The organism is Mesorhizobium sp., from assembly GCF_017306585.1.
Taxonomy (GTDB): domain Bacteria; phylum Pseudomonadota; class Alphaproteobacteria; order Rhizobiales; family Rhizobiaceae; genus Mesorhizobium.
This window is the reverse complement of the sequence record NZ_JAFKIC010000257.1, coordinates 1-15,662: the sequence shown is the minus strand read 5'-3', so window position 1 is coordinate 15,662 and position 15,662 is coordinate 1. Positions and strand designations below refer to the sequence as shown.

Below are 15,662 nucleotides of genomic sequence, written 5' to 3'. Positions count from 1 at the left end.
ACTGTCGAGGGATTTTGACACGTGCGATCCGTCCTTGTCTGTTCAGCCTGAAAGGGAACGGACGCCGATGGCATGCAATCACGCGCAAAGGTGCGGGTACGGCCATTTCCGCTGTCCGCTCCCAAGCAACCCGAGCCGTTCAAGGCGGCGCGTGCGCTGGTTCGGCGCAAATACTGTTCCCGCGCCGACCGCTGGCACGGATGCACCGCATATAGAGAATTTCCTGGAATAGTTCTAGACAGTTGGCGAGCAAATTTGTGCGATGCGGAAGCGCTCGCGAAACATTGTTTTCAGGGCAGGCGAGGGATGCGGCTTATCGCCGAAAATCTGGGCGGCGAACGCGGCGGCGAGGCGGTTTTCTCCGGGGTCGACTTTGCGCTGGGCAAGGGCGAGGCGCTGGTCGTGACCGGGCCGAACGGATCCGGCAAATCAACCTTGCTCAGGGTGATCGCCGGCCTGCTGCCGAAGGCTCAGGGCCGGCTGCTGCTCGAAGGCGGGGGCGACGCGTTTCCCTCGATTGCCTCGGCCTGCCACTATCTCGGCCATCAGAACGCGATGAAGACGGCGCTGAGCGTCACGGAGAATCTGCGCTTCTGGCGTGATTTCAACGGCGAGGCGCGTCTTGGTGTCGACGAGGCGCTGGAGACGGTCGGGCTCGGCGGCATCGGCCATCTGCCGTTCGGCTATCTCTCGACCGGGCAGCGGCGGCGGGCCGCGATCGCAAAGCTCCTGGTCAGCCATCGGCCGGTCTGGCTGCTCGATGAACCGACGGCGGGACTGGACAAGGCTTCGGAGGAGAGGTTCGCGGGATTGATGCGTGAGCATTGTGCCGGGGGTGGGATGATTGTCGCGGCGACGCATCTGCCGCTGGGTTTGGATGGGGCGAAGGCGTTGAGGATGGGGGATTGATGCCGGTGCCAAGCCCCCCTCTCTGCCCTGCCGGGCATCTCCCCCTCAAGGGGGGAGATCGGCAGTTTCGGCGCCCCGCAGATCTTGCAACGCCGGAAATTGGCGAAGGCGGAGATGACATCCAATCTCCCCCCTTGAGGGGGAGATGCCCGGCAGGGCAGAGAGGGGGGCCTGGGCGCAGGTGTCTCTCATCATGCTAGCCCTCCTCCTCCGCGACATCCGTCTCTCGATCCGTGCCGGCGGCGGCGCGTTGACCGGCGTCATCTTCTTCCTGGCCGTCATCGCCACGATCCCCTTCGGCGTGGGACCGGACCTGAAGCTGCTGGCCCGCATCGGCCCGGCGATCCTTTGGATCGGGGCGCTGCTTGCCTGCCTGCTCGGGCTCGACCGGCTGTTCCAGGCTGACCGCGAGGACGGTTCACTCGATCTTCTGGTGCTCGGCAACGACCGCCACATGCTGGCGCTGACGGTGCTGGTGAAATGCCTGGCGCATTGGGCGGGCAGCGTGCTGCCGCTGGTCATCGCCGCGCCCCTGCTCGGCCTGTTCATGAATATGGAACCGCTTGGCATCGGCGCCACGGCGCTGACGCTGCTGGTTGGCACGCCGGCCATCACCTTCATCGGCGCGGCGGGCGCGGCCGTGGCGGTGGCGCTGCCGCGCGGCGGGCTCCTGATTTCGGTGCTGGTTCTGCCGCTGACCATTCCGGTGCTGATCTTCGGCGTTTCGGCGAGCTATGGCGCGTCGGGCGATCCGGCGCCGTTTCTGCAGCCTTTCCTCATTCTTGCCGCGCTGACACTGTTTCTTGCCGTTGTGGGTCCGGTTGCGGCGGCGCTGGCCCTGCGCCATGGGTCGGATTGATATGCTGGAAGGCTGCGGCGCGGCGGCCAATTGCGAAGCCGCCGACGCGCGGTTAAGGGAAAGCATGATCGAACGAGGCGGAAGGATAGCGCTGGAAGTGGACGCGGCAACCGGGCAGCCGGCATGAGCGCGCATGCCCTCTACGTAACCGCCGCCTATGGCATCACGGCGGTCGTGCTGGCCGGGCTGATCGGCTGGATCCTGCTCGACCAGCGGGCGCGCAAGCGCGAACTCGCCGAGCTGGAAGCGGCCGGCGTGCGGCGGCGTTCCGACAAGGCCGGGACGGCGAAGCCATGAGCAGCGAAACCGAAACGGGCAGCGATACCGAAACGCCGACGCCAGCTCGTCGTCGCCTGTTCGTATTTTTGCCGTTGCTGGTCTTTCTCGGCCTTGCCGGCCTGTTCCTGTCGCAGCTGCTGTCGGGACGCGATGTCTCTGAAGTGCCTTCGGCCCTGATCGGGCTGCCGGCGCCACAGACCAGCCTGCCGGCGCTGGATGGCTCGAACCTGCCGGGACTCGATTCCAAAACCTTCGCCGGCAAGGTGACGCTGGTCAATGTCTTCGCGTCCTGGTGTGCGCCATGCCGCGAAGAGCATCCGGTGCTGCTGGCGCTGTCGCAGGACAAGCGGTTCGTGATGGCGGCGCTGAACTACAAGGACCGGCCGGAAAACGCACGCCGCTTCCTCGGCGACCTCGGCAATCCGTTCCAGGCGATCGGTGTCGACGAAGCCGGCCGCACGGCGATCGACTGGGGCGTCTACGGGGTGCCTGAAACCTTCGTCATCGGCAAGGACGGCAAGATCGCCTACAAGCATGTCGGCCCGCTGACGCCGGAATCGGCCCGGACGCTGTTGCTGCCGCAGATCGAAAAGGCGCTGGCGGTTCCGGGTTAGGCGCTGGCGCCAGCCCCCTCATCCGGCCGCTTCGCGGCCACCTTCTCCCCGTGGGGGAGAAGAGAAAAGCGCCAGCGTCTGCCACCTCCTCTCCCCTCGGGGAGAGGTCGGATTGCCCCGAATTGCGTTTGCAATTCGGTCTTGGCGATCCGGGTGAGGGGGATTCCCTCAGCCGTAAATCTGCTTGTGAATCTGGTAGAGCATTTCCGAGCGGTCGGCGCGCATGTCGGCCAAGTCGCGGCTGGAGAAGCTGTCGATTTCGGCGACAAGGCGGTTGTACTGCTTGCGCTTGGCAATGCTGGTGCGGGCGCGGGTCATGAGATCGTTGAAGATCATGGCAAGGGTTCCTTCTCTCGCCGCATTTTCGCGGCCGGTTCTTCCTCCCTTGATCGATACGAAGCATGACATAGGAATGGTGCATTGCAAAAAGAAGATGTTGCAATGCACCATTGCGCTGAGCGCATAGCCGGTTAATCCCGTCCTAATCCAGACAGGCGTTGGCATGCGCCTACCTGGTTTGTCTTACAAATTGCGAAGGGCCCGTCTTGCCATATCCGTCGCGGGCTGGCTTGATCCGGCATCAGCTGATGCCGGGAGGAAATGCATGGCGGCCGCCGACTATTACGAGATTCTCGACCCACGCTTCGCGCGGCTGTTCAACGGCAACGCGCAGGTCGAAAAGCTGTTCACCGGATGCCGATGGTCGGAAGGGCCGGCATGGTTCGCCGCCGGGCGTTATGTCGTGTGGTCTGATATTCCGAACAATCGCATGCTGCGCTACGACGAGACCGACGGCAGCGTCAGCGTGTTCCGGCAACCTTCGGGAAATTCCAACGGCAACACCGTCGACCGGCAGGGCCGGCTGGTGACCTGCGAGCATGGCGGCCGTCGTGTCAGCCGCACCGAGCATGACGGCTCGATCACCACCATCGCTTCGAGCTACAAGGGCAAGCGCCTGAACTCGCCCAACGACGTGGTGGTCAGGTCCGACGGCTCGATCTGGTTCACCGATCCGACATACGGCATCGACACCGATTATGAGGGCGACAAGGCCGAGAGCGAGATCGGCGCCTGCTACGTCTACCGGGTCGATCCCGACAGCGGCGAGATCGAAGCCGTCATCACCGATATGGTGAGGCCGAACGGCCTTGCCTTCTCGGCCGATGAGAGCCTGCTCTATGTCGCCGACACGGGCCGCACGCATGGCGCGCAGAACCCGGCCCACATCCGTGTGTTCAACATCGGCAAGCACGGCAAGAAGGTGTCGGGCGGCAAGGTATTCGCCGACTGCACCGCCGGATTGTTCGACGGCTTCCGGCTCGATGCTGACGGGCGCATCTGGACAAGTGCCGCCGACGGCATCCATTGCTACGATCCGGATGGCACGCTGATCGGCAAGATCAAGGTGCCGGAGGTGACCGCCAATTGCGTGTTCGGCGGCGCCAAGCTGAACTGCCTCTACATCGCCGGCACCACCTCGCTCTATTCGGTACGGCTGATGGTGAATGGGGCGAAGACTTATTGAGCCTGCTGGAAACCCTGCTCTGGCGACCCTTGATGGCGCTGCTGCGCCTGGCTCCGGCGCCTGCCGCGACAAGGCCGCCCGAGCCACCGTCATCCAACCCGCCGGAGCGGGTTTTCAGGCAGTCCCATCCAGGCAAGCAAAACAGTTCAAGGGAAGCGCCCCATGCCATTCGTCAACATCCGCATCGTCAAGGAAGTGATCGCCGCCGATCCGGCCGGCAAGAAGGCTGACATCGCCAGGAAAGTGACCTCGGCGATCATGGACGCCACAGGGCTCGGCAATGACGATGTCTGGGTGGTGTTCGAGGAGGTCAACGCCCGTGACTGGTATGTCGGGGCGACGGATGTCGAGACGCTGCGAGGGAAGAAGTAGTCCGAAGCCCTTTTCCTTCGTCATCCTAGGGCGAAGCAGTCGCGAAGCGACGTCGCGGAGACCCTAGGATCCATGCCGGGACTCTTGAGCGTCGCGGCGGTGCAATACTGTCTGCGGCGCGGTTCCGTGTAGTATCCAAAGTCTGCCCTTCTGGACCGCTGCACTCTACGGCAAAGGTCGCGGCATGGATCCTAGGGTCTGCGCGCGTCGCTTCGCTCCTTGCTTCGCCCTAGGATGACGACATCACGTTTGCTCGCGGATGAAATCCGCAAACGTCACGAGCGCATCATGCATCGCCAGCTCATTCGCGGGCTCTGTCAGGATGGCTTCCACCTCCGGCGGCTTCTTGCCCAACAGCGCAATCTCCAGCCCACCCTCATACATCGCGAACGACATGGTCCGCATGATCTCGGCCAGCGCGGCGCGGGCGAACAACGAGCGGGGTGAGGCGTGCGCCAGCATCGCCGGTTTGCCGACGGCGGCGTCGCGCGACACCAGCCAGTCGAGCGCGTTCTTCAGTCCGCCCGGCACGCCATGGGCATATTCGGGGCACGAGATGATGACGCCGTCGGCGCGCGTCACGGTATCGATCAACGCGGATGCTTCTTGCGGCGTCCGCTCGCCTTCATCGTCGGGATTGAAGACCGGCAAACGTCCAAGCCCGTCATAGACGGTGACGTGGCAGCCCTCGGGCGTGTTGCGCGCCAGCGCCGCGACCAAAGCCGAGTTGGTGGAAGCTGCCCGCAGGCTGCCTGAGATGGCAAGGATGTTGAGCAAGGGCAATCCGGACGAATCGTGTCCGGATCAGGTTACCACATCGTCTGCTTGTACTCTCCGTCCAGCCAGCGGTCGGTCGCCTCGGCGGAATCGGCCAGCGCCAGCTGGTCGCGCAGGATCTGGCCGAGCGTCGGCAGGGTCGCGCGGTCATACCAGCTCTCCGGTTTCCACAGGTCGGAGCGCATGAAGGCCTTGGCGCAGTGCATGTAGGTCGCCTTGACGGCGACGACGATGACGCTTTGCGGCTCCCTGCCGTCGACGGACAAGCGTTCGCGCAAGGTCGCGTCGACGGTGATGCGGGCATCGCCGTTGACGCGCAGCGTCTCGTTCATGCCGGGGATCAGGAACAGCAGCCCGACCGAGGGATTGCGGATGATGTTTTCCAGCGTGTCCAGCCGGTTGTTGCCGGGCCGGTCGGGAATGGCGATCGTCCGCTCGTCGAGGATGGCGGCGAAGCCGGGCCGGTCGCCACGCGGCGTCACATCGGCATTGCCTTCGCCGTCGGAGGAGCCGATCAGCACGAAGGGGCTCTTGCCGATGAAGGAACGGCAGTGGGCGTCGAGCGCCTTGAGCTCCTTGCGGATCGAACCGTCGGTCGGGCGCGGCGTCTTGTAGATCGTCCGCAACTCCTCGCGCGTGGTGATGAAGTCCATGGCTCTCCCCCGTTTGTACTGGCGCAATTCCGGACGGAAAACCGCTTAACACTTTTCCTGGAATTGCTTTATTTACCGGCCTTTTCTTCCCCGCTGGCCTTGTCATCCAGCGAATGGCGTAGGATCAGCGGCATCTGGCTGAAGGTGAACAGAAGCGTGATCGGCATGATGCCCCAGACCTTGAAGGTAACCCAGGCATCGGTGGAAAAATTCCGCCACACCACCTCGTTGACGAGGGCCAGGAACAGGAAGAACAGACCCCAGCGGAAGGTGAGCTTCTTCCAGCCCTCGGCATCGAGCCGGAAGGCGGAATCGAAGACGTAGCCGAGCAGCGACTTGCCGAAGAACAGGCCGCCCAGCAGCACGCCGCCGAACAGCGTGTTGACGATGGTCGGCTTCATCTTGATGAAGATATCGTCCTGCAGATAGAGCGTCAGCGCGCCGAAGATGAAGACGACGACGCCCGAGACCATCGGCATGATCGGCAAGGTTCGGGTCAGAAGCCATGAGGCGATCAGCGCGACGGCGGTGGCGGCCATGAACAGGCCGGTGGCGACGAAGATCGGGCCGCCGAATTCGGCCAGCACCGGAAATTTCTGCGTCAGCCACTCCCCGCGCGCATTGGCGAAGAAGAAGACCAGCAACGGTCCCAGCTCCAGCACCAGCTTGAGGACGGGATTGATGCCTTCCTTCTTCTCTTTCTGCGGGTCGGACGGATCGCGTTCGAGAATGGGTGGGTTCATGGTTTCCTTCTTACACATGGTCCGGAAAGCCAGCGCTTTCCTTCGTCATGCCGTTATGCCACCCCAGCGATCGCCCTGGCGAATTCGCTCGCTGAGAAAGGTTCGAGGTCGTCGACCTGTTCGCCGACGCCGATGAAATAGACCGGCAGTTTGTGCTTTGCCGCGATCGCCACCAGAATACCGCCGCGCGCCGTGCCGTCCAGCTTGGTCATGACAAGGCCGTTGACGCCGGCGAAATTGCGGAAGATCTCGACCTGGTTCAGCGCGTTCTGGCCGGTGGTGGCGTCGACCGTCTGCAGCACGGTGTGCGGCGCCTCTGGATCGAGCTTGCCCAGCACGCGCACGATCTTTTCCAGCTCGGCCATCAGCTCGGTCTTGTTCTGCAGCCGGCCGGCGGTGTCGATGATCAGAACGTCGGAACCGGCCTCCTTCGCCTTTTCAAAGGCGTCATAGGCAAGGCCGGCGGCATCGGCGCCGAGCTTGGAAGCGATGACGGGCGATTTCGTGCGCTCGCCCCAGATCTTCAGCTGCTCGATGGCGGCGGCGCGGAATGTGTCGCCGGCGGCCAGCATCACCTTCAGGCCGCCATCGGTGAGCTTGGCGGCGAGCTTGCCGATGGTGGTGGTCTTGCCGGTGCCGTTGACGCCGACCACCAGGATGACATGCGGCTTGTGCGACAGGTCGAGCTCGAGCGGCCTGGCGACCGGCGCCAGCACCTTCTCGACCTCGGCCGCCATCACGGCACGCACTTCGGTGTCGGAGACATCCTTGCCGTAGCGGCTGGAGGCCAGAGAATCGGTGACGCGCAGCGCCGTTTCCACGCCGAGATCGGCGCGGATCAGCACGTCCTCCAGGTCCTGCAGCGTCTCCTCGTCCAGCTTGCGCTTGGTGAAGACGCCGGCAATGCTGCCGGTCAACTCGCGCGAGGAGCGGGCAAGCCCGTCGCGCATGCGCTGGAACCAGGACCGCCTGGGCGCCGGTTCCGGCGCTTCCGCCGGTTCGGCTTTCTGTTCGACCTTCTTGGTTACGGTCACCTTGCCGGGCGCCGGCTTGGGCTCCGGCGTTGGAACCGGTTGCGGGACGGGCTGCGGCTCGGGCGCGATCTCGGCGATGATGGGCAGCGATTCGACCGGAGAAGGCTGGCGAAGGGGGGGCAGGATTTCCTCTGCCGGTGCCTCGGGGGCCGCAATCGCTGGCGCGGTTTGAACGGAGGATGCCAAATCCTGCGCAAGTCCGCGCTGCCCCGCACCCTTACCCTCTCCCCGTGAAGGACGGGGAGAAGGGGGCATCAGCGTTGAGGCTTTTTCTTCTACGTCGGAAAGAGGGGTGCCGGCATCACGATCAGCGCCCTTCTCCCCGTCCCTAAACGGGGAGGAGGTGCCGGCAGGCGGATGAGGGGCGGAGCTGACCTCCGAAGGAAGTCTCGCGGATGGAATTGCTGGCGGAGCCTCAATCGGCACCGGCACTTCGACAGGCGCTGGCTCCGGTTGTCTGTCCGGCACGTCCGGAACGATCTCGGGCTGTACAGGTGCCGGGATTTCCCGTGGCGCGGGTTCCGGAACGCGCTCCGGCACGACCGGCACCTCAGGCGCCCTCTGTGGCGCCGGCTCTTCGTCGGGTACTTCAGGCGCCGGCGGCTCTGGGGTGGGCTCGGCCGGCCGCGGTTCCTCGAATGGGGCAGGCTCGGGCTGGATCTCGGGCCTGGATGGAACCGCGGCCGGTGTTGGCGGGACGGTTGGAGTAGGCTCCGGTGTCGGTTCCTCGACGGGCGCCGGCTCCGGCCGAGGCGGCTCGGCAGGTGCTGGGGGTACGTCCGCCTTCGGTTCGTCGCGTTTCAGGAATTCCGGAACGACCTGCTCGGCAGCCGGCTTCAGCGCGTCGAGCTGGTCCCATTTGATCGGCGGCAGCGGGGCGGTCTCGTCGATCCGCTCCTCGACAACCTCCTTCTTGCCGAACGAAAATATCTTCTTGAAAAAACCAGCCATGCTTTGCGTTTCTCAGGCGGCGCGGGCGGCAAGGGGGGTCGCGATCAGGCGCGCGCCGTCATGGCCCGATATGGTGGCCTCGACGATCTCGCCCGGCGCGCCGAAGCCGAGCGCGGCGAGCGTGAACCCCTCGGTGCGGCCAAGGCCATCGCGCTCGATGAGGATCGACTGACGCGTGCCGGCAAGCGACGACAGATGGTTGCCATAGGCGGTCTCGCCGGCGGCGCGCAGCCTTGCCGCGCGCTGCTTGACCACTTCACGGCGCACCTGCGGCATGCGCGCGGCGGGCGTGCCTTCGCGTGGCGAAAACGGGAAGACGTGCAGATGCGTCAGGCCGCATTCCCCGACGATCTTCAGCGAATTCTCGAACATCTCCTCGGTTTCGGTCGGAAAGCCGGCGATGATGTCGGCGCCGAAGACGATGTCGGCGCGCAGCTTGCGGACATCCTCGCAGAAGCGGATCGACTGGTCGCGCAGATGCCTGCGCTTCATGCGTTTCAGGATCATGTCGTCGCCCGCCTGCAGCGACAGATGAAGATGCGGCATCAGCCTCGGCTCGGTGGCGATAGCGTCGAGCAGGTCGTCATCGGCCTCGATGGAATCGATCGAGGACAGCCTGAGCCGCTTCACGTCGGGCACTTGTTTCAGAATGGTCTTGACCAACTTGCCGAGCTTGGGCGCGCCCGGCAGGTCGGCGCCGAAGGATGTCATGTCGACGCCGGTCAGCACGATCTCGGCGTAGCCGTTTCCGGCCAGCCGCTTGACCTGCTCGACCACGGCGCCCATCGGCACCGAGCGCGAATTGCCGCGGCCATAGGGAATGATGCAGAAGGTGCAGCGATGGTCGCAGCCATTCTGCACCTGGACGAAGGCGCGGGCCCGGCCTTCGATGGCGTCGACCATGTGCGAGGCGGTCTCGCGCACCGAGAAGATGTCGTTGACGCGCGCCTTTTCGGTGTCGTTGACGCCGAAATCCGGCAGCGCGCGGTAGGAATGCGCCTTGAGCTTTTCCTCGTTGCCCAGCACGAGGTCGACCTCGTCCATGGCAGTGAAATCCTGCGGCGCGGTCTGGGCGGCGCAGCCGGTGACGATGATGCGCGCTTGCGGGTTTTCGCGGCGCGCCTTGCGGATCGCCTGCTTGGCCTGGCGCACGGCCTCGCCGGTGACGGCGCAGGTGTTGAAGATCACCGCGCCGCCGGCCAGCGCGCCAAGGCCGGCACTTTCGGCCTCGCGGCGCATGACCTCGGATTCATAGGTGTTGAGGCGGCAGCCGAATGTGACGACGTCGACGCCTTTTTGAAGAGCCGGCATCAGGCCGCGCTTTCGGTGTCGCGGGCCCAGGCGCCGGTCGAGGGATCGAAGCTGCCGGAAAATTCCCATTCGGCGGCGCCGGTCAGGATGACGTGGTCATCGTCGCGCCATTCGACATGCAGCGTGCCGCCGCCGGGGGTCAGGAGGCTGACGGCGCGGCCGGTGCGCCTGGTGCGGGCGGCAGCCACCACCGCCGCGCAAGCGGCGGAACCGCAGGCCTTGGTCAGGCCGGCGCCGCGTTCCCAGGTGCGGATGATCATGGTCTCGGGCGAAGTCACCTGCGCGATCGTGATGTTGGCGCGCTCGGGGAAGATCGGGTGGTTTTCGAGCAGCGGGCCGAAGCGTTCGAGTTCGTATGACCAGACGTCGTTATCGACCCAGAAGATGGCATGGGGGTTGCCCATCGACACGGCCGAGGGGGAATGCAGCACCGGCGCGTCGATCGGGCCGATCTGCAGTTCGATCATGCGGGTGTCGCGGAATTCCTCGGCCAGCGGAATTTCCTGCCAGCCGAAACGCGGCTTGCCCATGTCGACCGAGATCAGGCCGTCGGCATGTTCCCTGGCGTTGAGGATGCCGGCGCGGGTTTCGAAGGTGAAGGTCTTCTCACCGGTCTCGGCGGCGAGCGCCTGCACCACGCAGCGCATGCCGTTGCCGCAGGCCTGGGCGCCCGAGCCGTCGGAATTCAGGATGTCGACATAATAGGCGGTGCCCGGCGTCCTGGCGTCATGGATCGCCATGATCTGGTCGAAGCGGGTCGCGGCGTCGGCGTTCAGCGCGATCGCAGCCGTCGCCGTCACCTTGTCGGCACGGCCGCGCATGTCGGCGACGATGATCTCGTTGCCGATGCCATTCATCTTGGCGAAGGGGGCAGTGCCTGCCATTTGCTACGCGAATTCCTGTCCGTTTGGCGCTATATGGCGGAAACGGGCGCGAATTACCAGTCCGGCATCGGCTCAGCCCGGTTGCTGAACCGAGCTGCTCAGCCAAGTTCCTGGGCGAGCCCGATGAGCAGCCCTTCAGGTCCCCTGATGTAGCAGAGCCGGTACATGTCCTTGTACTGGACCACGTCGCCCACCAGTTGCGCGTCACGGGCGCGGAGCCTTTCGAGCGTGTCGTCGATGTCGTCCACGGTGAACATGGCGCGGAGATAGCCCAGGGCATTGACCGGAGCGTTCCGGTGGTCCGCCACGACAGCCGGCCTGAGGAAGCGGGAGAGCTCCAGCCGGCTGTGGCCATCCGGCGTACGCATCATGGCGATCTCGACATGTTGGTCGCCCAGGCCGGTGACCTGCCCAGCCCATTCTCCCTCGATCGTGGCGCGCCCCTCGAGCTCAAGGCCGAGTTCGAGGAAGAAATCTATCGTCGCTCCGAGGTCCTCGACGACGATTCCCATATTGTCCATCCGCTTGAGCGCCATGATTCCTCTCCAAAGATATCAGCCATCCTGCCGTGGCCCATTGCCGGCCCACAGCGGAAGGTTGGATCACGGACCGCTGCGGACCGCCACCCCTTCAACCGCTTATGCGGCGACGGGAGCCGCGCCTTCGACCGGACGCCAGGCTCAGGTTACCGCAAAGACCCCAAGTACGATCAGCAGGAAGATGACAAGCACGATGCCGATCAGCACGCGCGCGCCGGTCGCCGCTGCGCCCGCCAGGGCCGGCATGCCGAGCAGGCTCGCGGCGGCAGCGACGATGAGAAGGATGATGATCCATTTGATCATGGGAAATGCCTCGCAAGCCGACAGTTTGAAACCGGATCAAAACGCGGCTGCCGCGCTGGGGTTCCGCTGGCCATGCGAGACGTTTGTCAGGCTCAGTTACCCGGCGATCTCGATGTCGGTGCTGAAAGGCGCGGTCTTGGCGGAATTCTGATCGTGCATGAGGAAATCGCAGCGGTATTTGCCGGGCGGCAAGCCGTCGAGCGACAGGTCCAGCTTGAAGAACAATTCGCGGTTGTGCGAGCGCGACGCGACCTGAACGGCGCCGATCTTCTCGAAGGTGCCGAGCTTTTCACCCGCTTCGGACAGCACGGTGAGGTCGACGGAAAGCGCGATCTGGCTGTTGCCGAGGCCGTCCGAGCCGTAACCATAGCCCACCGGTTCCATATAGAGGACGACCTTCTCGCCGGGCTTGTAGATATGGTTGGCGCGCTCGGTGTAGATGCCGAAGCCGCCGGCCGAATCGACCTGCTTCACATTCATCACGGCGAGCGGCATCGCCTTCCACAGCGCCTCCTCGGCGCCGCGAAATTTTTCCAGGGCGCCTGGTGCGTCGCCAGACTGCAGTGCCTTCTCAGCCTCGGCGGCCTTGTCGGCGATTTCACCGGCATAGGCGGCGGAGCCCGCGATCATCAGCGCCGCCAGGGTCAGGGCGAAGGATTTCATCTGTCTCTCCAGCATTGTGGTGCGTGCATCGTGGTCGAAAAAGCCCGCAGGGTAAACTGCCGGCTTATCGCGACGCGGTGATGTCAGGCACATCCCATGCCTCCCCGGGGCGCATGGCGCGGAAACGGTTTCCCGGGATGTCCTCGGCTACAAGCGCCTCGGCCAGCTTGCGCGCCGGCTCGTCGATGGGCTCATCCGTGAGCTGGAACGTGCCCCAGTGGCAACCGGCGGCGAAGGCCGTGTTGCTGAGTTTCATGCCCTGCACCGCTTCCCGCGGGTTCTGGTGCTGCGGCGCCATGAACCAGCGCGGTTCGTAGGCGCCGATCGGCAGGATGGCGAGGCGGAAACCGCCATGCTTTTCCGCCATCAGCCGGTAGTTGATGCCGTCGTGGAAGCCGGTGTCGCCGGCGAAATAGATCTTGGTGCCCGGCGTCTCGATGATGAAGCCGGCCCACAGCGCCATGCGCCGGTCGCGGCCGCCGCGCGCCGACCAGTGATGCGCCGGCTCGACATGGATGGCGACACCGTCACGGTCGACCCTGTCGCCCCAGTCATGCGCCGACAGCCGCATGCCGGGAATGGCGGCGGCGATGATGGCGTCGTTGCCGAGCGGGGTGACGACAAGCGGGTCGTGGACCGCCTTCAATTGCTTCAACGTAGCGATATCGAGATGGTCGTAATGATTGTGGCTGACCAGTACGAGGTCGATCGGCGGCAGGTCGGCGAAGGCAATGCCCGGCGCGTTGACGCGCCTTGGCCCGGCGAAGGAGAACGGCGAGGCGCGCTGCGACCACACTGGGTCGGTTAGGATGTTCAGCCCGGCGGTCTGGACCAGCAGGCTGGCATGGCCGACCATCGTCACCGTCAGGCTAGAACCCTCGACCTTCGCGGCTGGCCTTGCCTGCGCGAAAGGGCTCGGGCTGGCGGCGGGCCATTTCGAGCGTTGGCCGTTGAACTGCCACCGCAGCAGGTCCATGAAGCGACCGGGCATCCGGCCGCCGGGATTGAAGAACAGGGTTCCGTCGAAGTGATCGCTGGGCGGGCCGCTGTAATAGCGGTTGGCGGCTTTCTTTCCTGCGGCCAAGATGTGCGCTCCGGCGGTTTCGGCCTTTAGAGATAGGCTCAATGCCGGCTGACGCAAACATCTGGCGCTGCATGGGCATGTGATTTCGGTTTGGCTCATCGCTACGACGGACGAGAAGGCGAATGCGGCCGATCGGGATTGCGATAAATTTGCAACAAATATTGCCGCAAACCCTATTTTAACCATATCAGGTTGAAATTTCGCCACCTTCTCCATCTTGGTGGAGGTGAGATTGCGCGGACGGCTTCCCCCCAGCCGGATCCGACGGAGGTTGGAATGACTTTTACGAAAAGCGGCCTTGTGGCCGTATCGCTGGCGGCGCTTTTTGCAAGCGGCTGCTCGACCTCGCGGTTCTCGTCCATGGACGATCAGCAGCCCGCGCCGCTGCAGCCGGCCCCCGCCGGCCAGGTGACCTCGAATCAGTTGCCGCCTCCGGCATCGCCCGGCACCACCGACCCGTCGCAGTTCCCGACGGCGCCCGCCAACACGCAGGTCGCCTCGCTGCCGCCGGACGGTGGAGCGCCCGCCGGCGCCGCGGATCTCAGCGCGGCCAGCGTCGCCGGCGTGTGGAACGTCAGCGTCTCGGGCCAGAGCTGCAAGATCGCGACGCCGCAGACCAAATTCGGCGCCGGCTTCCGCGCCGGGCCGTTGCACTGCCCGGCACCGATCGACGGCATCAAGTCGTGGAACGTCGCCGGCAAGCAGCTGACGCTCTATGACGACAATGGCGGCTCGCTGGCGCGGCTCTATTCCTCGGGCGGCTCGAAATTCGACGGCCAGACTTCCAACGGGCAGCCCATCTCGCTTACAAGATAAGCGCGATCTTCCCTGCTGCGTCTCGCCGGGCTTTGTTCCGGCCGGACGTGCGGCATGACCTAAGACAAATGACGTGACCGATGCATCTGCGTGACGGCCTCCAGACCCATGCGACCGTCAGGCAACGCTACGACCATCTGGTGTCATCAGGCGCGATCGAACGCGACCCGGCGCAGGAGGCGATCGCTGCGGCGCTCGACCGGTTGACGGTGGAGATTTCGGCCAAGCGGCTCGCGCACAAGTCCAGCGCATTGGGCTGGCTGTTTGCCCGCAAGCGCGAAACCCATGAAACGGTCAGGGGCCTCTACGTCCATGGCGGCGTCGGCCGCGGCAAGACCATGCTGATGGACATGTTCTTCGAGCTGCTGCCGGTCCGGCGCAAGCGCCGCGTTCATTTCAACGATTTCATGGCCGAGGTGCAGGACCGCATCCAGAAGCACCGGCAGGCGCGCAAGGAGGGCACGGTCAGGGAGGACGATCCGATCCCGCCGGTCGCCAAGGCGCTGGCCGAGCAGGCCTGGGTGCTGTGTTTCGACGAATTCTCGGTCACCGACATTGCCGACGCCATGATCCTGTCGCGGCTGTTTTCCGCACTGTTCGCCAATGGCGTGGTGCTGGTCGCAACCTCCAATGTGGCGCCGGAAAACCTCTATCGTGACGGGCTCAACCGGCAGCTCTTCCTGCCTTTCATCGCCATATTGGAACGCCACGCCCAGGTGCTGTCGCTGGACAGCGACAAGGATTACCGGCTGGAGAAGCTGGCGCGTACGCCGGTCTATGTCACGCCAGCCGATGCCGCCGCCGATCGGGCGCTCGACGAGGCTTGGAAGGCGATGACGCAGGGCGCGCCGATCGCCGCGACATCGCTGGCGCTGAAGGGACGGCAGGTCATCGTGCCGGCCGCCGCCGGGGACGCCGCGCGGTTCTCCTTCGCCGATCTCTGCGAAAAGCCGCTCGGCGCGCGCGATTTCCTGGCCATCGCAGGCCGCTTCTCGACCATCTTCATCGATCATATCCCCGTGCTCGGCGAAGGCCGGCGCAACGAGGCCAAGCGCTTCATCCTGCTGATCGACACGCTTTACGACCATCACGCGCGGCTGGTGGCGAGCGCCGAGGCCGCGCCGCAGGATCTTTATGTGGCCAAGCGCGGCGTCGAGGTGTTCGAGTTCGAGCGCACCGCGTCGCGCCTGATCGAGATGCAGAGCCGCGACTGGCTGGAGGACTGGGCGGAACGGCGGAAGGGGAAGGCCTCATCGGAGGCTCAGCAGGCGTAGCGTTCCTTCGCGCCTCCCTCTGTCCTCCCGAACGCAGCAGGGCAATCGCATATGGATTCTTGCGAAGGGGAC

General features: G+C 64.8%; 19 protein-coding genes. 8 read left to right on the top strand and 11 right to left on the bottom strand.

Annotated elements, in window-relative coordinates:
- Positions 1-306 precede the first annotated feature (306 nt).
- The 4 genes from ccmA (at position 307) to J0I79_RS30585 (ending at position 2,661) form a co-directional block, all read left to right on the top strand.
- Positions 307-909: a heme ABC exporter ATP-binding protein CcmA gene (gene ccmA, locus J0I79_RS30600; protein WP_292868381.1), complete on the top strand. Its 603-nt coding sequence runs from the start codon at positions 307-309 to the stop codon at positions 907-909.
- Positions 910-1,102: 193 nt separating this feature from the next.
- Positions 1,103-1,768, top strand: a complete 666-nt coding sequence (gene ccmB, locus J0I79_RS30595; RefSeq protein ID WP_292868379.1) for a heme exporter protein CcmB — start codon at positions 1,103-1,105, stop codon at positions 1,766-1,768.
- Between the two features lie 123 nt (positions 1,769-1,891).
- On the top strand, positions 1,892-2,065 hold the full coding sequence (gene ccmD, locus J0I79_RS30590) for a heme exporter protein CcmD (protein ID WP_292868377.1): 174 nt from the start codon (positions 1,892-1,894) through the stop codon (positions 2,063-2,065).
- A complete protein-coding gene (locus J0I79_RS30585; protein ID WP_292868375.1) occupies positions 2,062-2,661 on the top strand; it encodes a DsbE family thiol:disulfide interchange protein in 600 nt (199 codons plus the stop codon). Before ccmD ends, J0I79_RS30585 begins: the two co-directional genes overlap by 4 nt.
- Positions 2,662-2,829: 168 nt before the next feature.
- On the opposite strand, the gene J0I79_RS30580 is transcribed toward J0I79_RS30585, so the two are convergent.
- Positions 2,830-3,165: a hypothetical protein gene (locus tag J0I79_RS30580; RefSeq protein WP_292868373.1), complete on the bottom strand. Its 336-nt coding sequence runs from the start codon at positions 3,163-3,165 to the stop codon at positions 2,830-2,832.
- A 100-nt stretch (positions 3,166-3,265) separates the two neighbouring features.
- Here J0I79_RS30580 and J0I79_RS30575 point away from each other — a divergent pair, with 100 nt between their 5' ends.
- Together J0I79_RS30575 and J0I79_RS30570 are read left to right on the top strand one after the other, a co-directional pair.
- Entirely contained in the window at positions 3,266-4,186 is a 921-nt protein-coding gene (locus tag J0I79_RS30575) for an SMP-30/gluconolactonase/LRE family protein (RefSeq protein WP_292868371.1), read from the top strand.
- 162 nt (positions 4,187-4,348) lie between these two features.
- Positions 4,349-4,558: a 4-oxalocrotonate tautomerase family protein gene (locus J0I79_RS30570; protein ID WP_292868369.1), complete on the top strand. Its 210-nt coding sequence runs from the start codon at positions 4,349-4,351 to the stop codon at positions 4,556-4,558.
- Between the two features lie 243 nt (positions 4,559-4,801).
- On the opposite strand, the gene J0I79_RS30565 is transcribed toward J0I79_RS30570, so the two are convergent.
- From J0I79_RS30565 to J0I79_RS30520, 10 genes are all read right to left on the bottom strand, one after another.
- On the bottom strand, positions 4,802-5,335 hold the full coding sequence (locus J0I79_RS30565; RefSeq protein WP_292868367.1) for an NADPH-dependent FMN reductase: 534 nt from the start codon (positions 5,333-5,335) through the stop codon (positions 4,802-4,804).
- 32 nt (positions 5,336-5,367) lie between these two features.
- The gene (locus J0I79_RS30560) at positions 5,368-5,988 is read right to left on the bottom strand and encodes a pyridoxamine 5'-phosphate oxidase family protein (RefSeq protein ID WP_292868364.1); all 621 of its coding nucleotides are present in this window, start codon (positions 5,986-5,988) and stop codon (positions 5,368-5,370) included.
- A 68-nt stretch (positions 5,989-6,056) separates the two neighbouring features.
- Positions 6,057-6,731, bottom strand: coding sequence for a septation protein A (locus tag J0I79_RS30555; protein ID WP_292868361.1), 675 nt, complete (start codon positions 6,729-6,731; stop codon positions 6,057-6,059).
- Positions 6,732-6,784: 53 nt separating this feature from the next.
- Positions 6,785-8,716, bottom strand: coding sequence for a signal recognition particle-docking protein FtsY (gene ftsY, locus J0I79_RS30550; RefSeq protein WP_292868358.1), 1,932 nt, complete (start codon positions 8,714-8,716; stop codon positions 6,785-6,787).
- A gap of 12 nt (positions 8,717-8,728) precedes the next feature.
- Positions 8,729-10,027, bottom strand: a complete 1,299-nt coding sequence (gene mtaB, locus J0I79_RS30545) for a tRNA (N(6)-L-threonylcarbamoyladenosine(37)-C(2))-methylthiotransferase MtaB (protein WP_292868355.1) — start codon at positions 10,025-10,027, stop codon at positions 8,729-8,731.
- Positions 10,027-10,911 (bottom strand): diaminopimelate epimerase, encoded by an 885-nt coding sequence (dapF, locus tag J0I79_RS30540; RefSeq protein WP_292868352.1) that lies wholly within the window; start codon positions 10,909-10,911, stop codon positions 10,027-10,029. Before dapF ends, mtaB begins: the two co-directional genes overlap by 1 nt.
- Positions 10,912-11,009: 98 nt before the next feature.
- Positions 11,010-11,447, bottom strand: a complete 438-nt coding sequence (locus J0I79_RS30535) for a VOC family protein (RefSeq protein ID WP_292868349.1) — start codon at positions 11,445-11,447, stop codon at positions 11,010-11,012.
- Between the two features lie 144 nt (positions 11,448-11,591).
- The gene (locus J0I79_RS30530; protein ID WP_023683859.1) at positions 11,592-11,753 is read right to left on the bottom strand and encodes a DUF1328 family protein; all 162 of its coding nucleotides are present in this window, start codon (positions 11,751-11,753) and stop codon (positions 11,592-11,594) included.
- Between the two features lie 96 nt (positions 11,754-11,849).
- The gene (locus tag J0I79_RS30525) at positions 11,850-12,416 is read right to left on the bottom strand and encodes a hypothetical protein (protein ID WP_292868346.1); all 567 of its coding nucleotides are present in this window, start codon (positions 12,414-12,416) and stop codon (positions 11,850-11,852) included.
- A 64-nt stretch (positions 12,417-12,480) separates the two neighbouring features.
- Positions 12,481-13,500 carry an MBL fold metallo-hydrolase gene (locus J0I79_RS30520; RefSeq protein WP_292868344.1) on the bottom strand — a complete coding sequence of 340 codons (1,020 nt, stop codon included), beginning with the start codon at positions 13,498-13,500 and terminating at the stop codon, positions 12,481-12,483.
- A gap of 276 nt (positions 13,501-13,776) precedes the next feature.
- Here J0I79_RS30520 and J0I79_RS30515 point away from each other — a divergent pair, with 276 nt between their 5' ends.
- Positions 13,777-14,316 carry an AprI/Inh family metalloprotease inhibitor gene (locus tag J0I79_RS30515; RefSeq protein WP_292868341.1) on the top strand — a complete coding sequence of 180 codons (540 nt, stop codon included), beginning with the start codon at positions 13,777-13,779 and terminating at the stop codon, positions 14,314-14,316.
- Between the two features lie 80 nt (positions 14,317-14,396).
- A complete protein-coding gene (zapE, locus tag J0I79_RS30510) occupies positions 14,397-15,590 on the top strand; it encodes a cell division protein ZapE (protein ID WP_292868338.1) in 1,194 nt (397 codons plus the stop codon).
- The last annotated feature ends 72 nt before the right edge of the window (positions 15,591-15,662 follow it).